Annotated in this window: 22 protein-coding genes and 1 tRNA gene; 10 read left to right on the top strand and 13 right to left on the bottom strand. The window is 67.5% G+C overall.

Annotation, left to right across the window (positions count from 1 at the left end):
- Window positions 1-315 precede the first annotated feature (315 nt).
- Window positions 316-1,047, top strand: a complete 732-nt coding sequence (locus L632_RS0105440) for an invasion associated locus B family protein (RefSeq protein ID WP_232220953.1) — start codon at window positions 316-318, stop codon at window positions 1,045-1,047.
- 74 nt (window positions 1,048-1,121) lie between these two features.
- Here the strand turns inward: L632_RS0105440 and L632_RS0105435 are convergent, their stop codons facing one another.
- From L632_RS0105435 to L632_RS0105405, 7 genes are all read right to left on the bottom strand, one after another.
- Window positions 1,122-2,666 carry a DegQ family serine endoprotease gene (locus L632_RS0105435; RefSeq protein ID WP_028711381.1) on the bottom strand — a complete coding sequence of 515 codons (1,545 nt, stop codon included), beginning with the start codon at window positions 2,664-2,666 and terminating at the stop codon, window positions 1,122-1,124.
- A 213-nt stretch (window positions 2,667-2,879) separates the two neighbouring features.
- Window positions 2,880-3,131, bottom strand: a complete 252-nt coding sequence (locus tag L632_RS0105430) for a hypothetical protein (protein ID WP_028711382.1) — start codon at window positions 3,129-3,131, stop codon at window positions 2,880-2,882.
- Window positions 3,132-3,193: 62 nt separating this feature from the next.
- Window positions 3,194-6,811, bottom strand: coding sequence for a vitamin B12-dependent ribonucleotide reductase (locus L632_RS0105425; protein WP_028711383.1), 3,618 nt, complete (start codon window positions 6,809-6,811; stop codon window positions 3,194-3,196).
- Window positions 6,812-7,215: 404 nt separating this feature from the next.
- The gene (locus L632_RS22120) at window positions 7,216-7,788 is read right to left on the bottom strand and encodes a 5-formyltetrahydrofolate cyclo-ligase (RefSeq protein ID WP_028711384.1); all 573 of its coding nucleotides are present in this window, start codon (window positions 7,786-7,788) and stop codon (window positions 7,216-7,218) included.
- Window positions 7,785-9,170, bottom strand: a complete 1,386-nt coding sequence (mgtE, locus tag L632_RS0105415; RefSeq protein ID WP_028711385.1) for a magnesium transporter — start codon at window positions 9,168-9,170, stop codon at window positions 7,785-7,787. The genes L632_RS22120 and mgtE overlap by 4 nt, the downstream gene beginning before the upstream one ends.
- 67 nt (window positions 9,171-9,237) lie before the next feature.
- On the bottom strand, window positions 9,238-10,053 hold the full coding sequence (locus tag L632_RS0105410; protein ID WP_028711386.1) for an inositol monophosphatase family protein: 816 nt from the start codon (window positions 10,051-10,053) through the stop codon (window positions 9,238-9,240).
- Between the two features lie 84 nt (window positions 10,054-10,137).
- The gene (locus L632_RS0105405; protein WP_028711387.1) at window positions 10,138-10,497 is read right to left on the bottom strand and encodes a helix-turn-helix domain-containing protein; all 360 of its coding nucleotides are present in this window, start codon (window positions 10,495-10,497) and stop codon (window positions 10,138-10,140) included.
- 178 nt (window positions 10,498-10,675) lie between these two features.
- Between L632_RS0105405 and L632_RS0105400 the strand changes: the two genes are divergently transcribed.
- The 3 genes from L632_RS0105400 (at window position 10,676) to L632_RS24605 (ending at window position 14,176) form a co-directional block, all read left to right on the top strand.
- On the top strand, window positions 10,676-11,644 hold the full coding sequence (locus L632_RS0105400; protein ID WP_036697429.1) for an NADPH:quinone oxidoreductase family protein: 969 nt from the start codon (window positions 10,676-10,678) through the stop codon (window positions 11,642-11,644).
- Window positions 11,645-11,766: 122 nt separating this feature from the next.
- Window positions 11,767-12,537, top strand: coding sequence for a Bax inhibitor-1/YccA family protein (locus tag L632_RS0105395; RefSeq protein ID WP_028711389.1), 771 nt, complete (start codon window positions 11,767-11,769; stop codon window positions 12,535-12,537).
- Window positions 12,538-12,982: 445 nt separating this feature from the next.
- Window positions 12,983-14,176: a Hint domain-containing protein gene (locus tag L632_RS24605; RefSeq protein WP_198019300.1), complete on the top strand. Its 1,194-nt coding sequence runs from the start codon at window positions 12,983-12,985 to the stop codon at window positions 14,174-14,176.
- 344 nt (window positions 14,177-14,520) lie between these two features.
- On the opposite strand, the gene L632_RS0105385 is transcribed toward L632_RS24605, so the two are convergent.
- Both L632_RS0105385 and L632_RS0105380 read right to left on the bottom strand, forming a co-directional pair.
- Window positions 14,521-14,597: transfer RNA gene (locus L632_RS0105385), tRNA-Arg, on the bottom strand.
- Between the two features lie 44 nt (window positions 14,598-14,641).
- Window positions 14,642-15,124 (bottom strand): GNAT family N-acetyltransferase, encoded by a 483-nt coding sequence (locus L632_RS0105380; protein WP_028711390.1) that lies wholly within the window; start codon window positions 15,122-15,124, stop codon window positions 14,642-14,644.
- 278 nt (window positions 15,125-15,402) lie between these two features.
- Here L632_RS0105380 and L632_RS0105375 point away from each other — a divergent pair, with 278 nt between their 5' ends.
- The 6 genes from L632_RS0105375 (at window position 15,403) to L632_RS0105350 (ending at window position 20,505) form a co-directional block, all read left to right on the top strand.
- Entirely contained in the window at window positions 15,403-16,503 is a 1,101-nt protein-coding gene (locus L632_RS0105375) for a sulfate/molybdate ABC transporter ATP-binding protein (protein ID WP_028716451.1), read from the top strand.
- Window positions 16,500-17,498: a sulfate ABC transporter substrate-binding protein gene (locus tag L632_RS0105370; protein ID WP_028711392.1), complete on the top strand. Its 999-nt coding sequence runs from the start codon at window positions 16,500-16,502 to the stop codon at window positions 17,496-17,498. Before L632_RS0105375 ends, L632_RS0105370 begins: the two co-directional genes overlap by 4 nt.
- A complete protein-coding gene (gene cysT / locus L632_RS0105365; protein ID WP_028711393.1) occupies window positions 17,495-18,340 on the top strand; it encodes a sulfate ABC transporter permease subunit CysT in 846 nt (281 codons plus the stop codon). The genes L632_RS0105370 and cysT overlap by 4 nt, the downstream gene beginning before the upstream one ends.
- Window positions 18,340-19,164, top strand: coding sequence for a sulfate ABC transporter permease subunit CysW (cysW, locus tag L632_RS0105360; protein WP_028711394.1), 825 nt, complete (start codon window positions 18,340-18,342; stop codon window positions 19,162-19,164). Before cysT ends, cysW begins: the two co-directional genes overlap by 1 nt.
- A 61-nt stretch (window positions 19,165-19,225) precedes the next feature.
- Window positions 19,226-19,951 (top strand): molecular chaperone DjiA, encoded by a 726-nt coding sequence (locus tag L632_RS0105355; protein ID WP_028711395.1) that lies wholly within the window; start codon window positions 19,226-19,228, stop codon window positions 19,949-19,951.
- 56 nt (window positions 19,952-20,007) lie between these two features.
- Window positions 20,008-20,505 (top strand): hypothetical protein, encoded by a 498-nt coding sequence (locus L632_RS0105350; protein WP_036697427.1) that lies wholly within the window; start codon window positions 20,008-20,010, stop codon window positions 20,503-20,505.
- A gap of 42 nt (window positions 20,506-20,547) precedes the next feature.
- Here the strand turns inward: L632_RS0105350 and L632_RS0105345 are convergent, their stop codons facing one another.
- From L632_RS0105345 to L632_RS0105330, 4 genes are read right to left on the bottom strand one after another with little or no spacing between them, the layout of a single operon-like run.
- A complete protein-coding gene (locus L632_RS0105345) occupies window positions 20,548-21,765 on the bottom strand; it encodes a glycosyltransferase (RefSeq protein ID WP_028716450.1) in 1,218 nt (405 codons plus the stop codon).
- Window positions 21,762-23,357 carry an ABC transporter ATP-binding protein gene (locus tag L632_RS0105340; protein ID WP_028711398.1) on the bottom strand — a complete coding sequence of 532 codons (1,596 nt, stop codon included), beginning with the start codon at window positions 23,355-23,357 and terminating at the stop codon, window positions 21,762-21,764. Before L632_RS0105340 ends, L632_RS0105345 begins: the two co-directional genes overlap by 4 nt.
- Window positions 23,354-24,460, bottom strand: coding sequence for an ABC transporter permease (locus tag L632_RS0105335; protein WP_028711399.1), 1,107 nt, complete (start codon window positions 24,458-24,460; stop codon window positions 23,354-23,356). Before L632_RS0105335 ends, L632_RS0105340 begins: the two co-directional genes overlap by 4 nt.
- Window positions 24,460-25,599, bottom strand: coding sequence for a microcin C ABC transporter permease YejB (locus L632_RS0105330; protein WP_028711400.1), 1,140 nt, complete (start codon window positions 25,597-25,599; stop codon window positions 24,460-24,462). The genes L632_RS0105335 and L632_RS0105330 overlap by 1 nt, the downstream gene beginning before the upstream one ends.
- Between the last annotated feature and the right edge of the window lie 43 nt (window positions 25,600-25,642).

Genomic DNA, 25,642 nt, shown 5'->3' with positions numbered 1-25,642 from the left:
CCCAGTTCACGGCCTTGTCGCGCCGATGTCATCATTGACGTTTAGGACAGTTGACGGCTTCCCCCGCTGGCTCTAGCCTTCGGCGCAATGATGACCGGCCAGTCCGGCAGGGAAGGTAAGCATGGGGACCCGGGGCGGCTGTCTTACGCTCCGGGTCCCTCGCTTCTCCGGCATCGCCCCCGCCGTTCCGCGCGACCCTAAGCCTCGCCGCGCATCTTCCAACGCAAAGGTGACGGCGTGCGATGCGATCCGCCCTGACAAGCCGGCATGCGCATGTTAGGACCGGGGCCGATGCATGGACCAAAGGAAGAGAACATGGTCAACAGGACGTCCGCGGCACTGATCGCCGCCCTCTTCACCCTGGCGGGCACCACCAGCGTGATGGCGCAAGACGCGAGCACCGAGACCCCGGCCCAGCCAGCCGCCGAAGCCCCCGCGGCCGAAGCGCCCGCCCCTGCCACCCCGGAAGCCGAGGCACCGGCCGCCGCCGAAGCTGAAGCTGCGCCGGAAGCCGCCGCCGAGGGCGAGACGCAGGTCGGTCAGCCCTATGCCAGATCGACGCATGGCGACTGGACCCTGCGCTGCATGAAGACGCAGGAGGGCAACGATCCCTGCGAGCTTTACCAGCTGCTCAAGGACCAGAACGATTCGCCGGTGGCCGAGGCCTCGGTGATCCCGATGAGCGGCAACGTTCAGGCCGTCATCACCTTCATCGCGCCGCTGGAAACCGACCTTCAGGCCGGGCTGGGCCTGCAGGTCGATGCCGCCAAGGAATCGCGCTATCCTTTCATGCTCTGCGCGCCGGTCGGCTGCATCTCGCGCATCGGCCTGGCGGATACCGAGCTGGGCCCGCTGAAAAAGGGCAACAAGGCCACCGTCTCGGTCCTGCCCTTCGGCGCGCCGAAAGAGCAGCTGGTCAAGCTGGACCTGTCGCTCAAGGGCTTTACCGCCGGCATGAACGCGCTGGTCGAGGCGAACAAGAACCTCGCCGCCGCACCGGCTGAGGCCCCGGCCGAGGCGCCTGCCGAAGCGCCCCAGCAGCAGTAAGCCGAAACGGCAAGGGGCACCGTCGGCGCCCCCTTCGCATCGGGCCGGGTCACTCCCGGCCCTTTTTCATGCGCTCATTCGACCGGCAGGGCGACGAAGCGCGGCTCGCCGGCGCGGCGCACCATGACCAGGATGGACTTGCGCCCGGCCTCGCGCGCCTCCTTGATGCGCGCCTCCAGATCGGCCAGCGTGGCCACCGGCTGCTGGCCCGCCTCGGTGATCACGTCGCCGGCAACCAGGCCCTTGTCCGAGGCGGCGCCGGCCGGATCGACCGATTGCACCACCAGCCCCTGCATGTCGCGCGACACCCCAAGCTCGCCTGCGATCTCCGGCGTCAGCGGCGCCAGTGTCATGCCCATCAGGTCGCTCGCGGTCTCTTCGGCGCTGTCCACCTTGCCGCTGCCGGTGCCCTCGGCCAGCTCGCGCCGGCCCAGCGTCACCTGCAGCTCGACCGGCTTGCCGTCGCGCTGCACCACGACATCGACCGCCTCGCCCACCGGCGCGTCGGCCACCCGGCGCACCAGGTCGCGCGGGTCCTTGACCTCGCCGCCGGCGAAGCTGGTGATCACGTCGCCGGCCCTCATCCCGGCATCGGCGGCAGGACCGGCCGGCACATCGGTGACCATGGCGCCCCGGGCATCGGCCAGGCCCAGCGATTCGGCGATGTCGTCGGTCACCGGCTGGATCTTGACGCCCAGCCAGCCGCGCCGCGTCTCGCCAAAGGCCTCGAGCTGCTCGACCACCTTGCTGACCACGTTCGAGGCCATCGAGAAGCCGATGCCGATCGAGCCGCCATTCGGCGACAGGATCGCGGTGTTCACCCCGATCACCTCGCCGTCCATGTTGAAGAGCGGCCCGCCGGAATTGCCCCGGTTGATCGCCGCATCGGTCTGGATGAAATCGTCATAGGTGCCCGACAGCGCCCGGTTGCGGGCCGAGACGATCCCGGTCGAGGCCGAGAAGCCCTGCCCCAGCGGGTTGCCGAGCGCCAGCACCCAGTCGCCCACCCGCGCCTGGTCGCTGTCGCCGAACTTGACGAAGGGCAAGGGCTCGGGGCTTTCCACCTTGAGCACGGCGACATCGGTCTTGTCGTCCTTGCCGATCACCTTGGCCGGCAGCCGCTGGCCCGAGAAGAATTCGACCTCGATCTCGTCGGCGCCGTCGATGACGTGATTGTTGGTCACGATCAGCCCCTCGGGCGAGACGACGAAGCCCGAACCCAGCGCGTTCGAGCGCTGCTCGCGCTGCGGCCCGCGCTGGAAGGGGTTGTCCTCGCCGGGGGGGAAGCCGGGAAAGCCGAATTCGCGGAACAGGTCGCTGAACGGGCTGCCCTCGGGCAGCTGCGGCCCGCGGGCCAGAGGCGTCGAGACCGTCGAGGTGGTGGTGATGTTCACGACCGCCGGGCTGACCTGCTCGACCAGATCGGCAAAGCTTTCCGGCATGACCCGCTGCTGGCGGGCCTGGCTTTCGGGCGCGGTCAGCGGCTGGTTGTTGTTCGCCGCCTCCTGCGCGGACTGGGCCGCGGGCGCCCCCGGCTCTTGCGCGATGGCGGGCGACAGCGCCAGCAGCAGCGCAAGACCCGAAGCGGTCAGAAGATGGCGGGACGAAGGTCTGTTCATCTGGATTGTCTCCTTCCAGGCCGGGGCGGAGATGCCGGCACCCCGGCAATATGCTCATGTTCAAGGGGATTTTCGACCCCGTTGCAAATGAACCACGCTCGCAAAGGATGAACTGATCGTGACTTGCGGGCAATGCCGGGCGCAGGGGCCGGCACATGAAAAAAGTTCCGCGGCCCGAGGGACGCGGAACAGGTTTCATCGCAGCGATGATCTTCAGTTCAGCCGCGCGGCCTCGCCGGCGCAAAGCAGCGTGACGAGGGTCGAGGCGCCGCGCATCTCGATCCCCGCCACGTCCATCGGCCGGCGGTCCAGCTCGCCGCCCAGAATCTCGATCCGGCCCGCGCCGTGAAAGGCGGCATCCAGCAGCGACAGGACCGCATCGCCGCGCAGCTCGGCCTCGACCCCGCCGGGGATCGGGTGAATGGCGGCGGGGGTGATGCGCCGCACGCCGACGAGCAGTTCCATGGCTTGCCCTTTCGTTTCGGGAAGGCCCGGCCGCACCATGCGCCCGGACCTAGGGGCCCGCTTCAGCTGCAGCCGCTGGTCGCGCCGCAGGTGTTGCACTTCATGCAGGTGCCGTTGCGGACCAGCGTGTAATTGCCGCATTCGCCGCAGGGATCGCCCTCATAACCCTGCATCCGGGCCTTGGCACGCGCATCCAGGGTGACGACGCCCACCGCAGCCGCACCCTCCGCCGTCGAAACCGCCGCGACCGAGACCCCGGATTGCAGCGCCACCAGATCCTGCGGCAGGCGCTTGCGCAAATAGCCGGTCGAGCTGATCTGCCGCAGCATCTCCAGCGAACGCGAGGCGCCTTCGCTGACCGGGGCGAGATTGGGCTGGCTTTCGCTCTCGCCGCCGCCCAGATCGTCGAAGCGCGCGCCCTGCGGCTTCACATGCGCCAGATCGGTGCGGTCCAGATAGGAAACCGCCAGCTCGCGGAATACGTAATCGAGGATCGAGGTCGCATTCTTGATGCTGTCATTGCCCTGAACCATGCCCGCCGGCTCGAAGCGGGTGAAGGTGAAGGCGTCGACGAACTCCTCCAGCGGCACGCCGTATTGCAGGCCCACCGAGACGGCGATGGCGAAATTGTTCATCATCGCCCGGAAGCCCGCGCCTTCCTTGTGCATGTCGATGAAGATCTCGCCCAGCTTGCCGTCGTCATATTCGCCGGTGCGCAGATAGACCTTGTGCCCGCCGATGATCGCCTTCTGGGTATAGCCCTTGCGGCGCTGTGGCAGCTTCTCGCGATGGCTGCGCACCGCCTCCTTGACGATGATCTTCTCGACCACCTTCTCGGCGACGACCGCGACCTTTTCCTGCAGGCTGCCGTTGGCCAGGATCTCCTCGGCCTCCTCGTCATCCTCGACCAGCGCCGAGGCCAGCGGCTGCGACAGCTTGGAGCCGTCGCGGTAAAGCGCATTGGCCTTGATGCCCAGGGACCAGCTCAGCTCATAGGCGGCCAGCGCATCGGCGATGCTGGCGCTGTTCGGCATGTTGATGGTCTTGGAGATCGCGCCCGAAATGAAGCTCTGCGCCGCCGCCATCATGCGGATATGGCTGTCCACCGACAGATAGCGGGTGCCCTTCTTGCCGCAGGCATTGGCGCAGTCGAAGACCGGGTAATGCGCAGGGTCCAGATGCGGCGCGCCCTCCAGCGTCATGGTGCCGCAGACATGGTCGTTGGCGGCGTCGATCTGCGCCCGGGTGAAGCCCAGATGCCGCAGCAGGTCGAAGCCGGGGTCGTTCAGCTTCTCGGCCGGGATGCCCAAGGTCTCGCGACAGAAGGCCTCGCCCAAGGTCCACTGGTTGAAGACGAAGCGGATGTCGAAGGCCGAGGCCAGCGCCGCATCGATCTTTTCCAGCTCGCGCGGACCGAAACCGTGGCCGATCAGGCTGGCATGGTTGATGCCCGGGCAATTGCCAAGGCTGGCATGGCCCACGGCATAGGCGATGATCTCCTCGATCTGCGCCGAGCCATAGCCCAGCGTCTCCAGCGCCGCCGGGACCGAGCGGTTGATGATCTTGAAATAGCCGCCGCCGGCCAGCTTCTTGAACTTCACCAGCGCGAAATCGGGCTCGATGCCGGTGGTGTCGCAATCCATCACCAGCCCGATGGTCCCCGTGGGCGCGATCACCGTCGCCTGGGCGTTGCGGAAACCGTGCTCCTCGCCCAGGGTCAGCGCCTCGTCCCAGGCGCCCTGCGCCAGCGCCACCAGCCGCGGGTCGGGGCAGTTCGCGGCATCCAGCTCGACCGGGCGGACGTTCACGCCCTCATAGGCGCCGGTGCCATGCGCCGCGGCGCGGTGGTTGCGGATCACCCGCAGCATGTGGCGGGCATTCTTCTTGTAGCCGGGGAACGGCCCCAGCTCGGCCGCCATCTCGGCCGAGGTGGCATAGGCCACGCCGGTCATGATCGCGGTCAGCGCCCCGCAGAGCGCCCGGCCCTGCTCGCTGTCATAGCCCAGGCCCATGTTCATCAGGAGGCCGCCGATATTGGCATAGCCCAGGCCCAGCGTGCGGAAATCGTAGCTGCGCTGCGCGATCTCCTTGCTGGGGAACTGCGCCATCAGCACCGAGATCTCCAGCGTGACGGTCCACAGCCGGCTGGCATGGACATAGCCGTCGGCGTCGAATTCCTTGCCGTCCCAGAAGGTCAGCAGGTTCATCGAGGCCAGGTTGCAGGCCGTGTCGTCCAGGAACATGTATTCGCTGCACGGGTTCGAGGCCCGGATCGGCCCGTGTTCCGGGCAGGTATGCCAGGCGTTGATCGTATCGTGGAACTGGATGCCCGGATCGGCGCAGGCCCATGCGGCATGGCCGATCTGATCCCAGAGCGCACGCGCCGACACGGTCTTCGCCACCGTGCCGTCGGTGCGGCGCACCAGTTCCCAGGGCAGGTCGTCGCGTACCGCGCGCAAGAAGGCATCCGTCACCCGCACCGAGTTGTTGGAATTCTGCCCCGAGACCGAGACATAGGCTTCCGAGTCCCAATCGGTATCATAGGTCGGAAACTCAATCGAATCAAAGCCCTGGCGGGCGTATTGCAGAACCCGGTTGACATAGGTCTCCGGGATCATGCTGCGCTTGGCGGAACGGATCGCCGATTTCAGCGCCGCGTTCCGGGCAGGGTCGGTAGCATCCTCGATGCTGCCGTCCCAGCCGCGGATCGCGGCGAAGATCTCGTTCAGCTTCCGTTCGTGCATCTTGGAGCCGGCCACCAGCGAGGCGACCTTCTGCTCTTCGATGACCTTCCAGTTGATGAACTGCTCGATGTCGGGGTGATCCATGTCGCAGATCACCATCTTTGCCGCGCGCCGGGTCGTTCCGCCCGATTTGATCGCGCCGGCTGCGCGGTCTCCGATCTTCAGGAAGCCCATGAGCCCCGAAGATTTCCCGCCGCCCGACAGTTTCTCGCCCTCCCCTCGAAGGGACGAAAAATTGGTGCCCGTGCCCGAGCCGTATTTGAAAAGCCGCGCCTCGCGGACCCAGAGGTCCATGATGCCGCCCTCGTTCACCAGGTCGTCGCTGACCGACTGGATGAAGCAGGCATGCGGCTGCGGATGCTCATAGGCGCTGTCCGACTTGACCAGCTTGCCGGTCTTGTAATCGACATAGAAATGGCCCTGCGACGGCCCGTCGATGCCATAGGCCCAGTGCAGTCCGGTATTGAACCATTGCGGGCTGTTCGGCGCCCCCATCTGCGCCGCCAGCATGAAGCGCATCTCGTCGTAATAGGCACGGGCGTCTTCTTCGTTCGAAAAATACCCGCCCTTCCAGCCCCAATAGGCCCAGGCGCCGGCCAGCCGGTCGAAGACCTGCCGGGCGCTGGTCTCGCCGCCATAGCGCGCCTCCTCGGGAAGCCCGGCCAGCGCCTCCTCGTCGGGAACCGAGCGCCACAGGAATTCCGGCACGCCCTTCTCCTTGACGCGCTTGAGCCGCGCCGGCACGCCGGCCTTGCGGAAATATTTCTGGGCGATGACGTCCGAGGCCACCTGGCTCCAGCCCTGCGGCACCTCCACCGCCTCGTTGCGGAAGACGATCTTGCCGTCGGGGTTGCGGATCTCGCTGGTGGTGGTGGTAAAGGAAAGCGCGCCGTAAGCCCCGCTTTCGGCCGTGGTAAAGCGCCGTTCGATCCGCATGCCCTGACTGTCCCCCGTCATCCGCGCCCCGGACCGCGCAGCCGGTCCGCCGCCGCCCGCGCCGCAAGGCACGGGTCCGGCGGCCGGATCGCCCGGCACCCCGAAAGCTTATTTCCTGATCTCTGCCCCTTGGCGCCGAACCGGATCGGATGTCGGGAAGGACACAAGATCTGGTGGCGCCATCGGCCTGGGCCACAAATTGACCCGAGAGATGACGCTTTTCAACATAAAATTTTGCTGGACAGCAGCATCGAAACAGACCCTCGGCCAAGGGCGGGGATTCGCTGCAAGTGCATTGTTAACAACTGGCAAATCCCGACAAAAGCCGAAAAGCCAAGCGATCTGGCAAGGTTCCCCGCCGCCGCTCACGCGGTTTCCACAGGCTTATCCCCAGCCGCCAGGCGTCAGGGTTGCAAATTTGTTCCCAAACTCGCGCATTGCGATTTTTCCGGCTGCGGCAGGATGACACCCCCATCGGTGACGATCAGGTCCAGCGGCTGGTCGGTCGGCTCGGCGGGGATGGCGCGAATCTCCTGCACGGCATAGGCCAGCCCGATGGCCACGACCGGCGCCCCGGCGCGCAGCTCCGCCAGCGTCCGGTCGTAGAAGCCGCCGCCATAGCCCAGCCGATGGCCCGCCCGGTCGAAGCCGGCCAGCGGCACGATCAGAACCTCGGGGCGCAGCACCGGCGAATCGGCCGGCGGGTGGCTGGTGCCGAATCGCCCGGGTTCAAGCCGCCCGTCCCAGGCACGGAATTCCAGCGGCTGCGCCGGCCCGATCACCACCGGCAGGCAGACCGGGCCGTCATGGACCGCCATGGCCGGGTGCGGATCGGCCTCGCCGCGCATCGGCCAGTAGCCGGCGAGCACCTTGCCGCGATGCGGCGCCAGCGCCGCGGTCAGGTTCCGGGTCAGCGCGGCATCGTCGCCGCCCTGCACCCGCGCCACCAGCGCCTGCTGCCGCAAGGCGGCCTTCATATCAGGATCCACGTCGCCAGCCCCAGAAATGCAAAGAATCCCATCATGTCGGTCATGGTGGTGACGAATGTTCCGGATGCCAGTGCAGGATCCAGTCCCAGCTTGCTCAGGCCCAGCGGCACCAGCACCCCGCCCATGGCCGCAACGATCTGGTTGGCGATCATCGCCATGCCCAGCACCAGACCGATCTGCAGATTGCCCAGGATGAATGTTCCGGCCAGGGTCAGCAGCACGGCCAGTCCCAACCCGTTCAGCAGCCCCGCCACCAGCTCGCGCAAGATCACGCGGCGGGCATTGGCCCTGGTCAGCTCGCGCGTGGCCAGCGCCCGCACCGCCACGGCCAGCGACTGCGTGCCGGCGATGCCGCCGGTCGAGGCGACGATGGGCATCAGCGCCGCCAAAATCACAAGCTGCGCCAGCGTGGATTCGAAGCGCGAGATCACCAGCGCGGAAAGCGAGGCGGTGCAAAGGTTGATCACCAGCCAGGGCAGCCGCTGGCGCGCGGTCTGCAAGGGACCGTCCGAAACATGGCTCTCGTCCGAGACGCGGGCCATGCGCAGAAAGTCCTCCTCATGCTCCTCGTCCAGCACGGACATGGCGTCGTCGATGGTGATGACCCCAACCAGCCGGTCGTCGTCGTCCACGACCGGGGCCGAGATCAGGTGATACTTGTTGAAGGCATAGGCCACGTCGCCCTCGTCCTGGCGGGCCGAGATGGTGCGGAAGCTGTCCTCGGCGATGTCGCGCAGCGGCACATGGCGGCGCGAGGCCAGCAGCTTGCCCAGCGTGACATAGCCGGTCGGGTGGCGGCGCGGATCGACCAGCACGACGTGATAGAACTGGTCGGGCAGCCATTCCTCGGCGCGCAGGAAGTCGATGGTCTCGCCCACGGTCCAGTGCTCGGGCGCCGTGACCACCTCGGACTGCATGAGGCGGCCGGCCGAATATTCCGGCCAGGTCAGCGAGCGTTCGACGGCGGCCCGGTCGGATTCGTCCAGCGCCGCCAGGATCGCCTGCTGCTCGGGCGCCTCCATATCCTCGATCAGGTCGACGACGTCGTCGCTGTCCATCTCGCGCACGGCTTCGGCCACCACCTCGTGCGGCAGCTGCTCGATCACCTCCTCGCGGATGGATTCGTCGATCTCGGACAGGATCTCGCCGTCGATCTCGCCGGAATAGAGCTGCAGGAACTCGCGCCGCCGGGCCGGAGTCAGCTGCTCGATCAGGTCGGCGATATCGGCGGCGTGCATCGGTTCGAGCAGCCCGTCCAGCGCCGGGCCGTCGGCCTCGTCTATGGCCCTGTTGATCGCGTCGATATCCCGCCGGCTCAGCTGGAAATCGGCTTCCGAGGTCTCGGTCTCGGCGTCGCGCGGCTCGGTCATCGGCAGGCTCCTCTCGGAGTTCGGGGCTGGACGGTTAGCGGCACCATAGGGGCCTTGCGGACGGGCCTCAATCGCCCTTCAGAAGCGTTAGCGCCTCAGCGTGCAATTCCTGTGAACCCGCGGCGAGGATGGTGCCGCCGCCATGCGCGGGACCGCCCTGCCAGTCGGTCACCACGCCGCCCGCCGCCTGCACCACGGCTATCGGCGCGACCACGTCATAGGGCTGCAGCCCCGCCTCGATCACCAGATCGACATGGCCGGCAGCAAGCAGCGCATAGGCGTAGCAGTCCAGCCCGTGGCGGACCAGCCGCGCCCGGGCCGCGACCCGCGAAAAGGCGGCGTGCTCGGCGGGGCTGCCGACCTCGGGATAGGTGGTCATCAGCGTGGCCTGGGCCAGGGCGACGCCCTGCCGCGCCCGAAGCGGCACCGTCCCCGCGCGCGAGATCAGCCGGGCATGGCCCAGCCCGCCCTCGAAACGCTCGTCCAGATGCGGCTGATCGACGATGCCGTAGATCGGCCCCCGGGCGTCGCTGACCCCGATCAGCACGCCCCAGCTCGGCGCCCCCGCCATGAAGGCGCGGGTGCCGTCGATGGGATCAAGGACCCAGCTCAGGCCGCTTTGTCCGTTCTGGACACCGTATTCCTCGCCCAGGATGCCATCCTCGGGGCGCTCGGCGGCCAGGATGGCGCGCATGGCGCGCTCGCTGGCCCGGTCGGCTTCAGTCACCGGGTCGAAGCCGGTGGCGGATTTGTTGTCGGGCCGCAGCGCCGGGCTGCGGAACAGGCTCAGCGTCTCGACACGCGCGGCATCGGCCAGGCGATGCGCCACGGCCACGATCCGCTCAGCCTCCTCGACAGGAATGGTCTTGTTCGCGCTTGTCATCGCCTGCCCCCGCAGTTCTGCCTCGGGCGCAGGTTTAGCCGCTGCGTCCCGCAAGCGAAAGCCTGGGAACGGCGGCGGTCCGGCTCAGGCCGCGTCCGAAAGCACGCGGGCCAGCTCGAAGATCTGGCGCCGCTGGGCCTCGGGCATGGCGTAATAGGCGCGGACCAGCTGCAGCGCCTCCTTGTCGGCAAGGATGTCGCCCTCGACCGTGTTCTGCACATGGCCGTCCTCGAGCCCCTCGAAGAAGAAGCTGACGGGCACATCCACCGCCTGCGCGATGTCCCAAAGCCGCGAAGCCGAGACGCGGTTCATCCCGGTCTCGTATTTCTGGATCTGCTGGAACTTGATCCCGACCTTCTCGGCAAGCTGCTGCTGCGTCATGCCGATCATCCATCGGCGATGACGGATCCGCTTTCCGACATGGACATCCACGTTATGTTTCATGGTAACACCTCACTCAATCTAAACGGGCGCTACACCAGATTGACGCAATTTTCGAGCTTGATAATGCCCACTTGTCCAAAAAGACAAGCGATTACAGGCCCTGAAAAAGGCTGGCCGAACCCGCGGGAAACATGGAAGAAAGCGGCGCAGCCGGCGCGGCGACAGGGCAGGAGGAATCATGCAGACGACCTGGAAAATGATGCAAATCAAGGAAATGTCCGGCTCTCCCGTAGCGGGTGAACTGGCGCTGGCCCAGCCCGCCCCCGGCGAGGTGCTGGTCAGGCTGCGGGCGGCTGCGCTGAATTTCGCCGATCTGCTGATGACCCGGGGGCGCTATCAGGAAACCCCGCCCCTGCCCTTCATTCCCGGGCTGGAGGGCGCGGGCGAGGTGCTGGCCGCCGGCCCCGGCGTGGCGTTGGCGCCCGGCACGCGCGTCGTGGTCCAGAGCCAGGGCACCATGGCCGAGGCCAACCTGTTTCCCGCCGAATGCTGCCACCCGATTCCCGATGCGATGCGCTATGAGGAGGCGGCCGGCTTCCTGATCGCCTACGGCACCAGCCATTTCGCGCTGACGCTGCGCGCCGGACTGCGCCCCGGCGAGACGCTGGCGGTCCTGGGCGCGGCGGGCGGCGTCGGGCTGACGGCGGTCGAGGTCGGGGCCGCGCTCGGCGCGCGGGTGATCGCCGTGGCGCGCGGCGCCGAAAAGCTGGCGGTGGCGCGGGCGGCGGGGGCCGCGGAATGCATCGACAGCGACACCTGCCCCGACCTGCGCGCCGCGCTGCGCGATCTGGGCGGCGTCGACGTGGTCTACGACCCGGTGGGCGACGCGCCGGGCGAGGCCGCATTCGGCGCCCTGCACCCCGGCGGGCGTTTCCTGGTCATCGGCTTTGCCGGCGGCAAGCCCCCGGCCCTGCCGCTGAACCATGCCCTGGTCAAGAACATCGCCGTCCACGGCTTCTATTGGGGCGGCTATCGCAAGCTCGACCCCGCGCTGCTGCGCCAGGACATCGCCGCGCTCTTCGCCCTCTACAATGCCGGCCGCCTGCGGCCGCATGTCGGCGCGACCCTGCCGCTGGAACGGCTGGCCGAGGGGTATGAACTGCTGGAAAGCCGGCGTTCGACGGGCAAGGTGATCGTTAGCATCTGAAATTTTCGTCAAATGCCCCCGAAACCTCTCCCCGCGCATTGAAAAATCTGCATCCTTCGCCAATATCTGCGTGGATGGTGGGCCATCCGGGCCGCACCGCGATTTTCGACCGGGGAGAACTTATGCAAGACTACAATTCGATCCGCACGGCCGGGACCGCGACGCGCTCGGCTGCCGTGGATGAGGGCCTGCGCGCCTATATGAACAAGGTCTATGGCCTGATGGCCGTGGGCATGCTGGTCACCGCCGGCACCGCCTGGGGCATGGCCGGGCTGACCCTGTCCGACACGCCCACGCAATGGGCGCTCGGCAACGGCCATTACCTGACCGAATTCGGCAAGACGCTGTATCTGTCGCCGGTGAAATGGCTGGTGATGTTCGCGCCGCTGGTCATGGTCTTTGCCTTCGGCGCCGCGCTGAGCCGCCTGTCGGTGCAGGGCGCGACGACGCTGTTCTATGCCTTCGCCGCGGTGATGGGCATCTCGATCAGCTGGATCTTCGCCGCCTATACCTCGTTCTCGATCGTGCAGACCTTCCTGATCACCGCGATCGCCTTCGCCGGGCTGTCGCTTTATGGCTACACGACCAAGCGCGACCTGTCGGGGATGGGCACCTTCCTGATGATGGGCCTGATCGGCCTGATCGTCGCCATGATCGTGAACCTGTTCCTGCAGTCCAGCGCCATGCAGTTCGCCATCTCGGCGATCGGCGTGCTGATCTTTGCTGGCCTGACCGCCTATGACACGCAGAACATCAAGAACACCTATCTGCAGCTGGCGAATTCGGACCGCGACTTCCTCGGCAAGGCCGCGATCATGGGCGCGCTGCAGCTCTATCTGGACTTCCTGAACCTGTTCATGTTCCTGCTGCAGTTCCTCGGCAATCGCGAATAATCGCAACCGACAGGATCTATCGCGAGGGCCGGGCATTCGCCCGGCCCTTTCGTTTTTCGGCCCCCAGCCCCGCCGCATTTGCGCCACAGCCGCAGGCCGTGCGCAATCTTTTCGACATAATGCCGGAAAGAGGCCGCGAACAATTTTCCTGAGAATTCATCGATATCGCCCGCGCAGGCTCGTTAACCATTATGAATTTACTAGATTTTTAACCGAACGGTTCAGTTTTTCCCCTTGCGATAAAATCGCCATATTCTAGACAAATTGATGTCGGCGTCCTGTTGACCCGATACTGCGCGTCGCGCCTCCTGACAGGCTTGTCCGGCCAATTTCGGCTGGAACGTCGATTTCGGCGAAGGATCTCGCTTGCCCGGCAGCCAGACGCGCGAGGCAACCGATTACGCGGCCCCGGGAACGGGCGCGTATCTGAATAGCGAGTGTTGATATGTCTTTTAAGCATGGCGGCCACGGTCATCATTGCGGCCCGACCGGCCCCGACTGCGAAAACATGATCTATCTCGGCAAGCTGCCCGATATGGATCCCAATGAATTTTCCCCCGGCGCCGAAAAGGCTAGCAGCACCCTTGGCGGCAAGAGCTTCGGCTCGCAGACCGACCCGCTGGCGCGCAACCTGGTCGAGGTCAGCGCCGTCGACGTCAACCGCGACGGCGTCATCCGCACCAATGACGGCCCCTTCGGCTTTCTGTCGGAGCCGATCCGCCATGACGCGGATGGCGACGGCAACGTCTCGAGCTACAAGGTCGATTCGACCTTCATCGTCAAGAACACCGCAGTGACCTTCCGCAACCCGGACGGCAGCTACGAGACGCTGCACCTGCCGGTCCGCATCATGCAGGATTCGGCCGGCCACACCTTCCTGATGCCGCCGCCCAAGGGCGCGTCGGCGGCCGAGGTCGAGGCGCTGACCACCCGGCCCATCGTGTCGGTCAACTTCCCCAGCAAGTCGAGCAATTACGACCTGTGCTATGACGGCATCTTCGTCGACCGGCATTGCTTCCCCTGCTTTGCCCGCGGCACGCTGATCGAGACCGAGCACGGCCCGCTTCCGGTCGAGGAACTGCGGCCCGGCATGCTGGTGATGACCCGCGACCACGGGCTGCAGCCGGTGCGCTGGGTCGGCTCGCGCGTGGTGGGCAGCCGCATGCTGGAGACCAGCCCGAACCTGCGCCCGATCCGCATCTCGGCCGGCGCGCTCGGACAGGGTCTGCCCGGGCGCGACCTGATCGTCTCGCCCCAGCATCGCATCCTGGTGCGCTCGAAGATCGCGCAGAAGATGTTCGGCGCCGCCGAGGTTCTGGTCGCCGCCAAGCAGCTTCTGCAGATCGACGGCATCGACATTGCCCAGGAGATCGAGGCGGTGGAATATTTCCACTTCCTTTTCGACCGGCACGAGATCGTGCTGTCCGAAGGCGCCGAGACCGAGTCGCTTTACACTGGCCCCGAGGCGCTGAAATCCGTCGGCCGCGAGGCCCAGGCCGAGATCTTCGCGCTGTTCCCGGAGCTGCGCGACCGGGCCGAGGACGACCTGCCGCAGGGCGCGCGCCTGCTGGCCTCGGGACGGATGGGCCGCAAGCTGGCGGTGCGCCACGCCCAGCATCACAAGGCCCTGGTGCAGTAAGCGCCGGGCCAGCCGCAAGGCACCTGGGGCCGGCCATTGGCCGGCCTTTTTCTGGCCCCGGCCGGCCCCCGACGGCGATCCTGCGCCGGCGAAGGCCGGCTGCCGGGCTTCGGTCGCCTATCCGGCAGCCGGGCCTGATGCTGCCGCGCCCGCTGCTGCCCGCCAAACGCCACCGCGGCGAGACGGCGACACCCCCTTATGATGCCGGCTGGCTGTGGAAGGGAAGGCCGCGGCATCCGCCCCGGCGTGACGCCCGGAAGGCAGCGGAGCAGAGCGGCCTGATACAAGCCCGCTTTATAGGAAAGCCGGCCGCTGCATGTCGGCCCAAAGCGTCATGATGCCATTGGCGGGCCCGGAAGGGCTCGAACCCTCAACCTTGGACTTAGAAGGTCCCTGCTCTATCCAGTTGAGCTACGGGCCCGCACGGCGGCAGTCATGGCGCAGGATGGCGGCTGAATCAACCGTTCAATCCGAACCGCCCAGGTCAATCGTCATGTAGACGCTGTTCGGGTCGTGCCGGTAATCGCCGAAGGGCGGGCATTCGACGAAACCCGCCCGCAGGTAAAGCCCGCGCGCGGCGATGAAGGTCGGCTGCACCCCGGTCTCAAGGCTCAGCCGCGCCATCCCCTCGGACCGGGCATGGTCGATCAGCGCCTGAAGCATGCGGCGGGAATGGCCGCGGCCGCGGGCCTCGGCCAGCACATGCATGGACTTGATCTCGCCATGATCGGGGGCGATGCGCTTGACCGCGCCCATGCCCAGGGGCACCCCGCCCTCGCGCAGCACGAAGAAGGCGATCTCGGGCGTGTCGAGCGCGGCGCGCGGCAGCATGTGGATCGAGTCCGGCGGCGTGTCGGCATGCATGTCGGCGGTATGGCGCTGAAAAAGCAGCGCCAGATCCCCGCCCAAGGGGCTTTCCCGCCTGATCACCAGATCCCCGCCATCCATCGTCCGCCATCCTTTCCGCCTGCGCGCCGGACCCTAGCAGCGGCCCGCGGGATTGCGAAGCCCCGCGCCGCAGGGCGGCATGAAAAATAAGGAAGAATGCGTTTGCGCGCCTGCCCCGGCCCGGACGGTTTCCGCCCGGGGCCCGGCGGGCCGGGAACAGCGGTCCTCCGCCCGGCCGGGCTTGGGAAAACATTCGCCGCCCGCCCATGCGCCAGAGGCCCGGCCGCCTTGCCGGGCCCCGGCCGGCCCGTTACCTCTGGCCCGAAAACGGAGGCGCCATGTCCATCGTCATCGAGCACATGACCAAAAGCTTCGACGGCACCGCGGTGCTGCGCGGCATCGACCTGACCATCGAATCGGGCGAGCTGGTGGCGCTGCTCGGACCCTCGGGTTCGGGAAAGACCACGCTGCTGAAGATCATCGCCGGGCTGGAATGGCCGAATTCTGGCGGGCTGGTGGTGCATGGCGCGGACTGGCTGCACCTGGCGGCGCAGGACCGGCGCATCGGCTTCGTCTTCCAGCATTACGCGCTGTTCCCGCATATGAGCGTGCGCGACAATATCGCCTTCGGCCTGACCGTGCGCCCGCGCGCCCAGCGACCGGGCAAGGCGGTCATCGCGGCCAAGGTGGACCAGCTGCTGGAATTCCTGCAGATCGCGCATCTGGGCGACCGTTACCCGGCGCAGCTTTCGGGCGGGCAGCGCCAGCGCGTCGCGCTTGGTCGGGCGCTGGCCATCGAGCCCACGGTGCTGCTGCTCGACGAGCCTTTCGGTGCGCTGGACGCCGCCGTGCGCCGCGACCTGCGCGCCTGGCTGCGCGAAGTGCATGACGAGACCGGCTCGACCACGATCTTCGTCACCCATGACCAGGAGGAAGCCTTCGAGCTGGCCGACCGCGTCGTGGTGATGGGCGAGGGCCGGATCGAGCAGATCGGCAATGCCGACCAGATCCACGACCACCCCGCCAGCCCTTTCGTCGCCCGCTTCATGGGCGCGACCATCGAATTGCCGGTGGTGCTGCAGGCCGGCCGCGCCGAGGCGCAGGGGCTGGACAGCAGCCGCCTGCCGCGCCGCGCCCTGCCCGACGGTCCGGCCACGCTGTTCCTGCGCCCCGCCGACGTGACGCCGCTGACCGATCCTGCCGGGCGCTGGCAGGTCGCGCACCGCACCAGCAACGGCGCCCTGCTGCGGCTGGACCTGACCGACGGCACCGGTCATTTCGGCATCGACCTGCCCCGCCGCGCGCCCGAGGCGCAGGGCCTCGTCCCCGGCGCCCGCGTCAACCTGCGCCCCGAGGCGGGCACGATCTTTCCCGGCCCCCGCGCCCTGCCGCCGCAGGCCGCCGCCGCCGAATTCCCCCGCAAGGAGAAAAGCCTATGATGATCCGCAAGCTTCACGTCGCCGCGCTGGCGCTTCTGCTGGGGTCCACCCCGGCGCTGGCCCAGGACAAGATCCTGAATGTCAGCTATGACATCGCCCGCGAGCTGTTCGAGGCGCTGAACCCCGAATTCCAGGCCTATTGGAAGGACAAGACCGGCCGCGACGTGACCATCGACCAAAGCCATGCCGGCTCGTCGAAACAGGCGCGCGCCATCCTCGAGGGGCTGCCGGCCGATGTGGTGACCTTCAATCAGGAAACCGACGTGGACGTGCTGGCCGAGGGCGGGCTGGTGGCCGAGAACTGGCGCGAGGCCCTGCCCAACGGCGCCTCGCCCTATTACTCGCTGCCGGCCTTCCTGGTGCGCGAGGGCAATCCCAAGGGCATCAAGGACTGGGCGGACCTGGCGCGCGACGACGTGCAGGCGGTGTTCCCGAACCCCAAGACCAGCGGCAACGGGCGCTATACCTATCTGGCCGCCTATGCCTATGCCCTGACGCAAGAGGGCGGCACGCCCGAGAAGGCGCAGGAATTCGTGGGCAAGATCTTTGCCAACGTGCCGGTCTTCGACACCGGCGGCCGCGCCGCCACCCAGACCTTCGCCGAGCGCAATATCGGCGACGTGCTCATCACCTTCGAGGCCGAGACCAAGGCCATTGCCAAGCAATACGAGGCGCAGGGCTTCGAGGCGGTGACACCGGCGACCAGCCTCTTCGCCGCCTTCCCGGTCGCCGTGGTGACCGAGAACGCCGAGAAGAACGGCACCACCGAAATCTCGACGGAATATCTCAACTGGCTCTATTCGCCCGAGGCGCAGGAGACGCTGGCCGAGAACCATTTCCGCACCACCGACGAGGCGGTGACGGCGAAATACGCCGCCGAGTTCCCCGAGGTGAAGCTCTTGACCGTGGACGAGGTCTTCGGCGGCTGGGACAAGGTCACGGCCGAGCATCTGGCCGAGGGTGGCATCCTCGACAAGGTCTTCGTCAACCAATGACCGCCGCCGCCGCGCCCATCCGCGCGAAACGCGTTTTGCCGGGGTTCTCGCTGAGCCTCGGCACGACGCTGCTTTACGTCGCGCTGGTGATCCTGATCCCGGTGGTGGCGCTGGTGCTGAAAGGGGCCGAGATCGGCCCGGCACGGTTCTGGGCCATCGTCACCGCGCCGCGCACGCTGGCGGCCTTGCGGGTGACGCTGACCGCCGCCGCCGCGGCCACCGTCTTCAACGCCTTCTACGGCCTGCTGATGGCCTGGGTGCTGACGCGCTACGACTTTCCGGGCAAGCGCATCCTCGACGCGCTGATGGACATTCCCTTCGCCCTGCCGACCGCCGTCGCCGGCATCTCGCTGACCGCGCTTTACTCCGCGAACGGCTGGTTCGGCGCGCCGCTGACCGGGGCGGGGATCGAGCTGGTCTATACGCTGGGCGGCGTGATCCTGGCGATGACCTTCACCTCGATCCCCTTCGTGGTGCGCGCCATCCAGCCGGTGCTGGAGGATCTGGACCCGGCGCTGGAACAGGCGGCGATGACGCTGGGCGCCCGGCCCTTCGCCATCTTCCGCCGCGTCGTGCTGCCGGCGATCCTGCCGGCCTGGCTGGCGGGCTCGACCGTGGCCTTCGCCCGATCCCTGGGCGAGTTCGGCGCGGTGGTGTTCATCGCCGGCAACCTGCCCTTCAAGACCGAGATCGCGGCGCTGCTGGCCTTCATCCGGCTGGAGGAATACGACTATCAGGGCGCAGCCGCCATTGCGCTGGTGCTGCTGCTCATTGCGCTGATCCTGCTGGCGCTGTCGAACCTGATCCAGTTCCGGGCCGCCCGCCATCTGGAGGCCCGGTGATGAGCACCCTCGCCCTTACCCATGCCCCCGGCCAAAGCCGCACGGTGCCGCGCCTGCTGATCGGGCTGGCCTTCGTGCTGACGGCGATCTTTGTCGTGGCGCCCCTGGCCTTCATCTTCTGGCGCGCCTTCGCCGAGGGCTGGGCGGTCTATCTGAAGAACATTGCCGATCCGCTGGTCCTGCATGCGATCTGGCTGACCACGGTGGTCGCGGTGATCGTGGTGCCGGTCAACATCGCCTTCGGCATCGCCGCCGCCTGGGCCATCGCCCGCTTCCGCTTTCCGGGGCGCAAGCTGCTGATGGTGCTGATCGAGATCCCCTTCTCGATCTCGCCGATCATCGCCGGCATCTGCTACCTGCTGCTTTACGGCCGGCAGGGCCTGCTGGGTCCCTGGCTGGCCGCGCATGACCTGAAGGTGATGTTCGCCCTGCCCGGCATCGTGCTGGTCACCATGTTCGTCACCGCCCCCTTCGTGGTGCGCGAGGTGCTGCCGCTGATGCAGGCGCAAGGCTCGGAACAGGAGCAGGCGGCAGTCACCCTGGGCGCGCGCGGCTGGCAGGTGTTTTCCCGCGTCACCCTGCCCAATATCCGCTGGGCGCTGCTTTACGGCGCGGTGCTGTGCACGGCTCGGGCGGTGGGCGAATTCGGCGGAGTCTCGGTGGTTTCGGGCTCGATCCGCGGCCAGACCAACACCCTGCCGCTGCAGATCGAGCTGATGTTCAACGACCTCAACACCACCGGCGCCTTTGCCGCCGCCTCGACCCTGACCGTCATTGCGCTGGTGGTGCTGGTCGTGAAGGCGGCGCTGGAAAGCCGCAGGTAACGCCTCGTAACTGGCGGGAATGTCAGTGGACTTGGCATCCCGCCCCGCCTAGGCTGCTGCCATGGATGCCGCGATCAAGGACCCGCAGAAGACCTGCCCCGAACTGCCCAAGCCGCGCAGCTTCTGGCAGCGCATCGCCGACCGGCTGGCGGCGATCGTCGGCGCGCGCCGTGCCGCCACCCCGCCAGAGAAATCGGTGGCCTTCACCATCGCGGTGATCGCGCTGGGGGCCAAGCTTGCCAAGGCCGACGGCGCCGTGGCGCGTTCCGAGGTGGCGGCCTTTCGCCGCGTCTTCATCATCCCCCGCTCCGAGGAAAAGAACGCCGCCCGGGTCTTCGACCTGGCGCGGCAGGATGTCGCCGGTTTCGACGCCTGGGCGCGGCGCATCGCGGCCATGTTCCCGCCAGGCGACCCGGTGCTGGCCGATGTGGTCGAGGGGCTGTTCATCATCGCCGTCGCCGACAGCGACCTGCACGAAGCCGAGATCATCTTCATCGACGAGGTGGCGCGCATCTTCGGCCTGCCGCCCGCGCAGGTGGCGGCGATCCGCGCCCGCCACGACCGCCGGCAGGGCTGCCCTTCCTGCGAGGTGCTGGGCGTGACGCCCGACACGCCGCTGCCCGAGGCGCGGCGGCGCTGGCGCGAACTGGTGCGTGAAAGCCACCCCGACCGCGCCCTGGCCCGCGGCCTGCCGCCCGAGGCGATCCGCCTGGCCGAGGCCCGCACCCGCGCCCTGAACGAGGCCTGGGAGAATTTCCGCAACATGCACCGGATGCGCCCGGCCTGAGGGAACCCGCCCGGACCGGCGCCCGTTTCCCCTGCGAACAGCCGAAGGACCGGCCTATGCGCAATCCCGTTCTCGCCCTGATGCTCTGCGTGCTCATGTCCCCCGCCGCCATGGCGCAGGATTACGAGCCGCCGCTGGCCGACGAGCCGCCGCCCGAGATGACGCCCGAGGCGACGCCCGCCCCGGAATCCGACACGCTGGAACGCGGTCTGGAAAACTTCATGCGCAATCTGCTGGATCGGGCCGAACCGCATCTGGACCGGCTTGGCCGGGACCTGGGCGACACGCTGGGCTCGGTCGCGCCGGTGCTGCAGGATATCGGCAAGCTGATGGACGACGTGCGCCATTACCAAGCGCCCGAGCGGCTGGAAAACGGCGATATCCTTATCCGCCGCCGCGCCGACGCGCCGCCACCGCCGCCGGTGGGCGATACGCTGCGCGACATGCTGCGCCCGCCGCCCGGGGACGATCCGCGCCTGAACCCGCGCCCGGACGATCCCGGCGTGCCGCAGCCGCTGCCCGAGCGCGACCCGGAAAGCGAGATCGAGCTTTAAGGCATTTCCAACAGGTGGACGCCGATTGTCCCCGGAAACGCTTCAGGGCGCGAAGCTCTCGACCCAGTCGATCAGCCGCGGCAGGCTGTGCCGATGCAGGTCATAGCCGTCCAGGATCGTCTGCCGCGCCGCCGCCTGCAGCCGCGCGGCATCGGGATCGCCGGCCAGCCCGCGGATCAGCGCCGCCTCCAGCGCCGGCTGGTCGAAGAACGGCACCAGCCGGCCGTTTTCGCCGTCGCGGACCAGTTCGCGCACCGGCTCGGTATCCGAGCCGACGACATAGCACCCCGCCGCCATCGCCTCGGTCAGCGACCAGCTGAGCACGAAGGGATAGGTCAGGTAGCAATGCACCCGGGCCACCTGCAGCAGCGCCAGATATTGCGGATAGGGCACGCGGCCCATGAAATGCACGCGCGCCGGGTCCAGCCGGCCGTCCAGTTCCGCCAGCAGCTTTTCCTTCCAGCTGGCCGCGTCCCGGGGCAGGCCGCCATAGCTGACGCCGTCGCCGCCGACCAGCACCACCTGCGCATCCGGCCGCGCCCGCAGCACTTCGGGCAGCGCGCGCATGAAGCGGTGAAAGCCGCGATAGGGCTCCAGCGAACGCGAGACATAGGTCAGCACCTCGTCCCCGGCCTGCAGCTTGCGCCCGTCGGGCAGCAGGAATTCAGCCAGCGGATTGGGGCAGACCTTCAGCGTGTCGATGCCGTCATGGATCACCGTCAGCTTGCCGCGCAGCTCGGGCGGAAAGGAATGCGCCTGGTATTCGGTCGGCGCCAGCCCGGCATCGGCCTGCACCAGCCCCTGGATCAGATGCGCCGAGCGGGCGACGGTGCTGACCCGCCCCTCGTCGCTGTCCGGGCTGATCTCGGGGTCGAAACCGACGTCGTGGCCACGGGTGCGATACATGAGTTCGGCATAGACCAGCAGCTTCGCCTCGGGCCAGATCTCGCGCAGGAACAGCGTCTCGCCCCAGCCGCTATGGCCGAAGATCACGTCGGGCGTATAGCCGTGCCGGTCGCGCAATGCCCGGCAGCCGCGCGCGGCCAGCCAGCCGCGCTCGGCATGGTCGCTATAGGTGCGGCCCAGCATCGGCGGCAGCTTCAGCTCGCCCGGCGCCTTGTAGCGCACCACCCGGACCGGCGAGGGGCGCGGGTTCGTCTCGTCCGTCAGGCCCAGCACGTGATGGCCGCGCGCCGCCAGGGCCGGCGCCAGATGCAGGAACTGCGCCGGGAAATTCTGGTGGACGAACAGGATTTTCATGCGATGGCCGTCAGGAAGGCCGCCTCGATCAGGCGGCGGGTATAGTCGCTTTGCGGATGGTCGAAGACCGCCTGGGTCGCGCCCTGCTCGACCACCTCGCCGGCGCGCATGACCATGATCTGGTGCGACATGGCGCGCACCGCGCGCAGGTCGTGGCTGATGAACAGGAAGGCCAGCCCGTGCTTTTTCTGCAAGCGGCGCAGCAGCTCGACGATCTGCACCTGCACGGTCATGTCCAGCGCCGAGGTCGGCTCGTCCAGGACCACCAGCTTGGGATTCAGGATCATGGCGCGGGCGATGGCGATGCGCTGGCGCTGGCCGCCGCTGAATTCATGCGGATAGCGGTGCATGGTGGCGGGGTCCAGCCCGACCTCGCGCATGATCTCATCCACCATCTCGCGGCGGTTGCGGCCGGGTTCGACGCCGTGCACGCCCAGGCCCTCGGCGATGATCTGCTCGACCGTCATGCGCGGCGACAGGCTGCCATAGGGGTCCTGGAACACGATCTGCATGTCGCGGCGCAGGCCGCGCAGCGCCCGGCCCGGCACCTTGGAAATGTCGCGGCCCATGTAGAGGATCGGCCCGTCGCTTTCGATCAGCCGCATGATCGCCAGCGCCAGCGTGGTCTTGCCCGAGCCGGATTCGCCGACGATGCCCAGCGTCTCGCCTGCCCGGACCGACAGCGTGGCGCCGTTCACCGCCTTGACGTGGCCGACGGTGCGGCGCAGGAAGCCGCGCTGGATCGGGAACCAGACCTTGAGGTCCCGGGTCGCCACGATCTGCGGCGCATCGCCGGTGATCGGCTCGGCCCGGCCCTTGGGCTCGGCCGCCAGCAGCATGCGGGTATAGTCGTGCTGCGGATCGGAGAATATCTGCTCGACCGGGCCCTGCTCGACGATCTCGCCGCCCTTCATCACGCAGACCCGGTCGGCGATGCGGCGCACCAAGCCCAGGTCGTGGCTGATGAACAGCATCGACAGCCCCTCGGCGGCCTTGAGTTCGGCCAGCAGCTCCATGATCTGCGCCTGGATGGTCACGTCCAGCGCCGTCGTCGGCTCGTCGGCGATCAGCAGTTCCGGCCCGTTCGCCAGCGCCATGGCGATCATCACCCGCTGGCGTTGGCCGCCGGACAGCTGGTGCGGGTAATCGGCCAGCCGCGTTTCCGGGTCGCGGATTCCGACGCGGGTCAGCAGCTCGATGATCCGCGCCCGCGCCGCCGCACCGCGCAGCCCCTGATGCAGCGCCAGGCTTTCGGCCAACTGCCGCTCCAGCGTGTGCAGCGGGTTCAGCGAGGTCATCGGCTCCTGGAAGATGAAGCTGATGTCATTGCCGCGCACCCGGCGCAGCTCGGGCTCGGAAGCGCCCAGCAATTCGCGCCCAGCATAGCGGACCGAGCCCGCGACCTCGGCCGCCTCGCCCAGCAGCCGCACGGTCGACAGCGCGGTGACCGACTTGCCCGAGCCGGATTCGCCGACCAGCGCCACCGTCTCGCCCTTGCCCACGGTGAAGCTGACGCCCTTGACGGCGGGCACCAGCTGCCCGTCCTGCCGGAACCCCACCCGCAGGTCGCTGACTTTCAGAACCGGCGTCATCGGAAGGTCTTTCTTGGGTCGAAGGCGTCGCGCACGCCCTCGAAGATGAACACCAGCAGCGACAGCATGATGGCGAAGCTGAAGAAGGCGGTGAAGCCCAGCCAGGGCGCCTGCAGGTTCTGCTTGGCCTGCAGGGCCAGCTCGCCCAGCGAGGGGGCCGAGCTGGGCAGGCCGTAGCCCAGATAATCCAGCGCCGCCAGCGACGAGATGGTGCCGGTGACCACGAAGGGCAGCATGGTCAGCGTCGCCACCATGGCATTGGGCAGGATATGGCGGAACATGATCGTGCGGTCATTCACCCCCAGCGCCCGCGCCGCCCGGACATATTCGAAGTTGCGCGCCCGCAGAAACTCGGCCCGCACCACGCCGACCAATGCCGGCCAGCCGAACAGGATCGAGACGAAGACCAGCAGCCAGAAACTTCGCCCCAGGATCGCGAACAGGATGATAATCACGTAAAGCGAAGGGGTTGAGCTCCATATCTCAAGCAATCTCTGAAAGACCAGATCGGTGCGCCCGCCAAAATAGCCCTGCACCGCGCCCGCCGCGATGCCCAGAAGCGAGGCGACCACGGTCACGATCAGCGTGAACAGGATCGACAGGCGGAAGCCGTAGATCACCCGCGCCAGCACATCGCGCGAGGTGTCGTCGGTGCCCAGCCAATGGGCGCTGTCCGGCGCGCTGGGGGCGGTGCCGACATTGTTGATGGTGCGATAGTGATAGGGGATCGGCGGCCAGAGCATCCAGCCCTTCTCGACCGGCTCGCCCGCGACCGTGCCGGTTTCGCGCGCCTCCTGCTCGGTCGCCTCGGGGTCGTCCCAGCATTCGGGCCTTCCGCCGGTGCGGATCAGGCATTGCACGCCCGGATCGGTATAGATCGCCTCGGTGCCGAAATCGCCGCCGAAGGCGGTCTCGGGATAGAAGCGATAGACCGGGAAATGCAGCTCGCCCCGATAGCTGACCAGGATCGGCTTGTCGTTGGCGATCAGTTCCGCGAACAGCGAGGCGACGAACAGGATGGTGAAGACGACCAGCGACCAGAAGGCGCGCTTGTTGCGGCGGAAATTGCGCAGCCGGCGGCGGTTCAGCTCGGTCATCGCCATCAGCCGGCCCTCCGCTCGAAATCGATGCGCGGGTCGACCAGCACATACATCAGGTCCGAAAGGATCCCGACCAGCAGGCCCAGCAGGCCGAAGACGTAAAGCGTGCCGAAGATCACCGGGTAGTCGCGCTGCACCGCCGCCTCGAAGCCCAGCCGCCCGAGGCCGTCGAGCGAGAAGATGGTCTCGATCAGGATCGAGGAGCCGAAGAACACGCCGAGGAACATCGACGGAAACCCGGCGATCACGATCAGCATGGCGTTGCGGAAGACATGGCCGTAAAGCACCCGGCCCTCGGTCAGGCCCTTGGCGCGGGCGGTCATCACATATTGCTTGTTGATCTCGTCCAGGAAGCTGTTCTTGGTCAAGAGCGTCAGCGTGGCGAAGCTGGAGATGGTGGTGGCCGTCACCGGCAGGGCGATGTGCCACAGGTAGTCCTTGACCTTGCCCCAGAGGCTCAGATCGGCCCAGTTGTCCGAGGTCAGCCCGCGCAGCGGAAAGATCTGCCAGTAGCTGCCGCCCGCGAACAGCACCATCAGCAGCACCGCGAACAGGAAGGCCGGGATGGCATAGCCGACGATGATCGCACCCGAAGTCCAGGTGTCGAAGGGCGTGCCGTTCCGGACCGCCTTGCGGATGCCCAGCGGGATCGAGATCAGATAGGCGATCAGCGTCGACCACAGCCCCAGCGTGATCGAGACCGGCATCTTTTCCAGCACCAGGTCGATCACCGAGATCGAGCGGAAGAAACTGATGCCGAAATCGAAGCGGACGTAATTGCCCAGCATGATCAGGAAACGCTCGGCCGCGCCGATCTTTTCCTTGTCGCAATCGGGCGACCTCAGGTCAGGCTCGCCCTGATGATCGGGCGCGCAGACGATCTTGGCAAAGCCCATCTGCACTTCCAGCTGGTCCAGCAGCTCGGGCGGGATGCCGCGGGCACCGGCATATTCGGTGTTCTGCGGCGCCTCGCCGGCGCCGCCGGTGATGTTGCGCAGCGCGTCGCCCTCGCCCTGGACGCGGGCGATGATCTGTTCGATCGGGCCGCCGGGGACGAATTGCGTCAGCGTGAAATTGACCAGCATGATGCCGATCAGCGTGGGTATGATCAGCAGCAAGCGCCGCAGGATATAGGCTGCCATCCGTCCCCTTGCTCCGCCTTGATCCGCGCCGGTCCCGAAGGCC

The sequence above is a fragment of the Paracoccus sp. J39 genome (genome assembly GCF_000518925.1).
Lineage (GTDB): Bacteria > Pseudomonadota > Alphaproteobacteria > Rhodobacterales > Rhodobacteraceae > Paracoccus.
The sequence above is the reverse complement of the archived record's forward strand: the minus strand, read 5'-3'. Positions and strand labels throughout refer to the sequence as shown.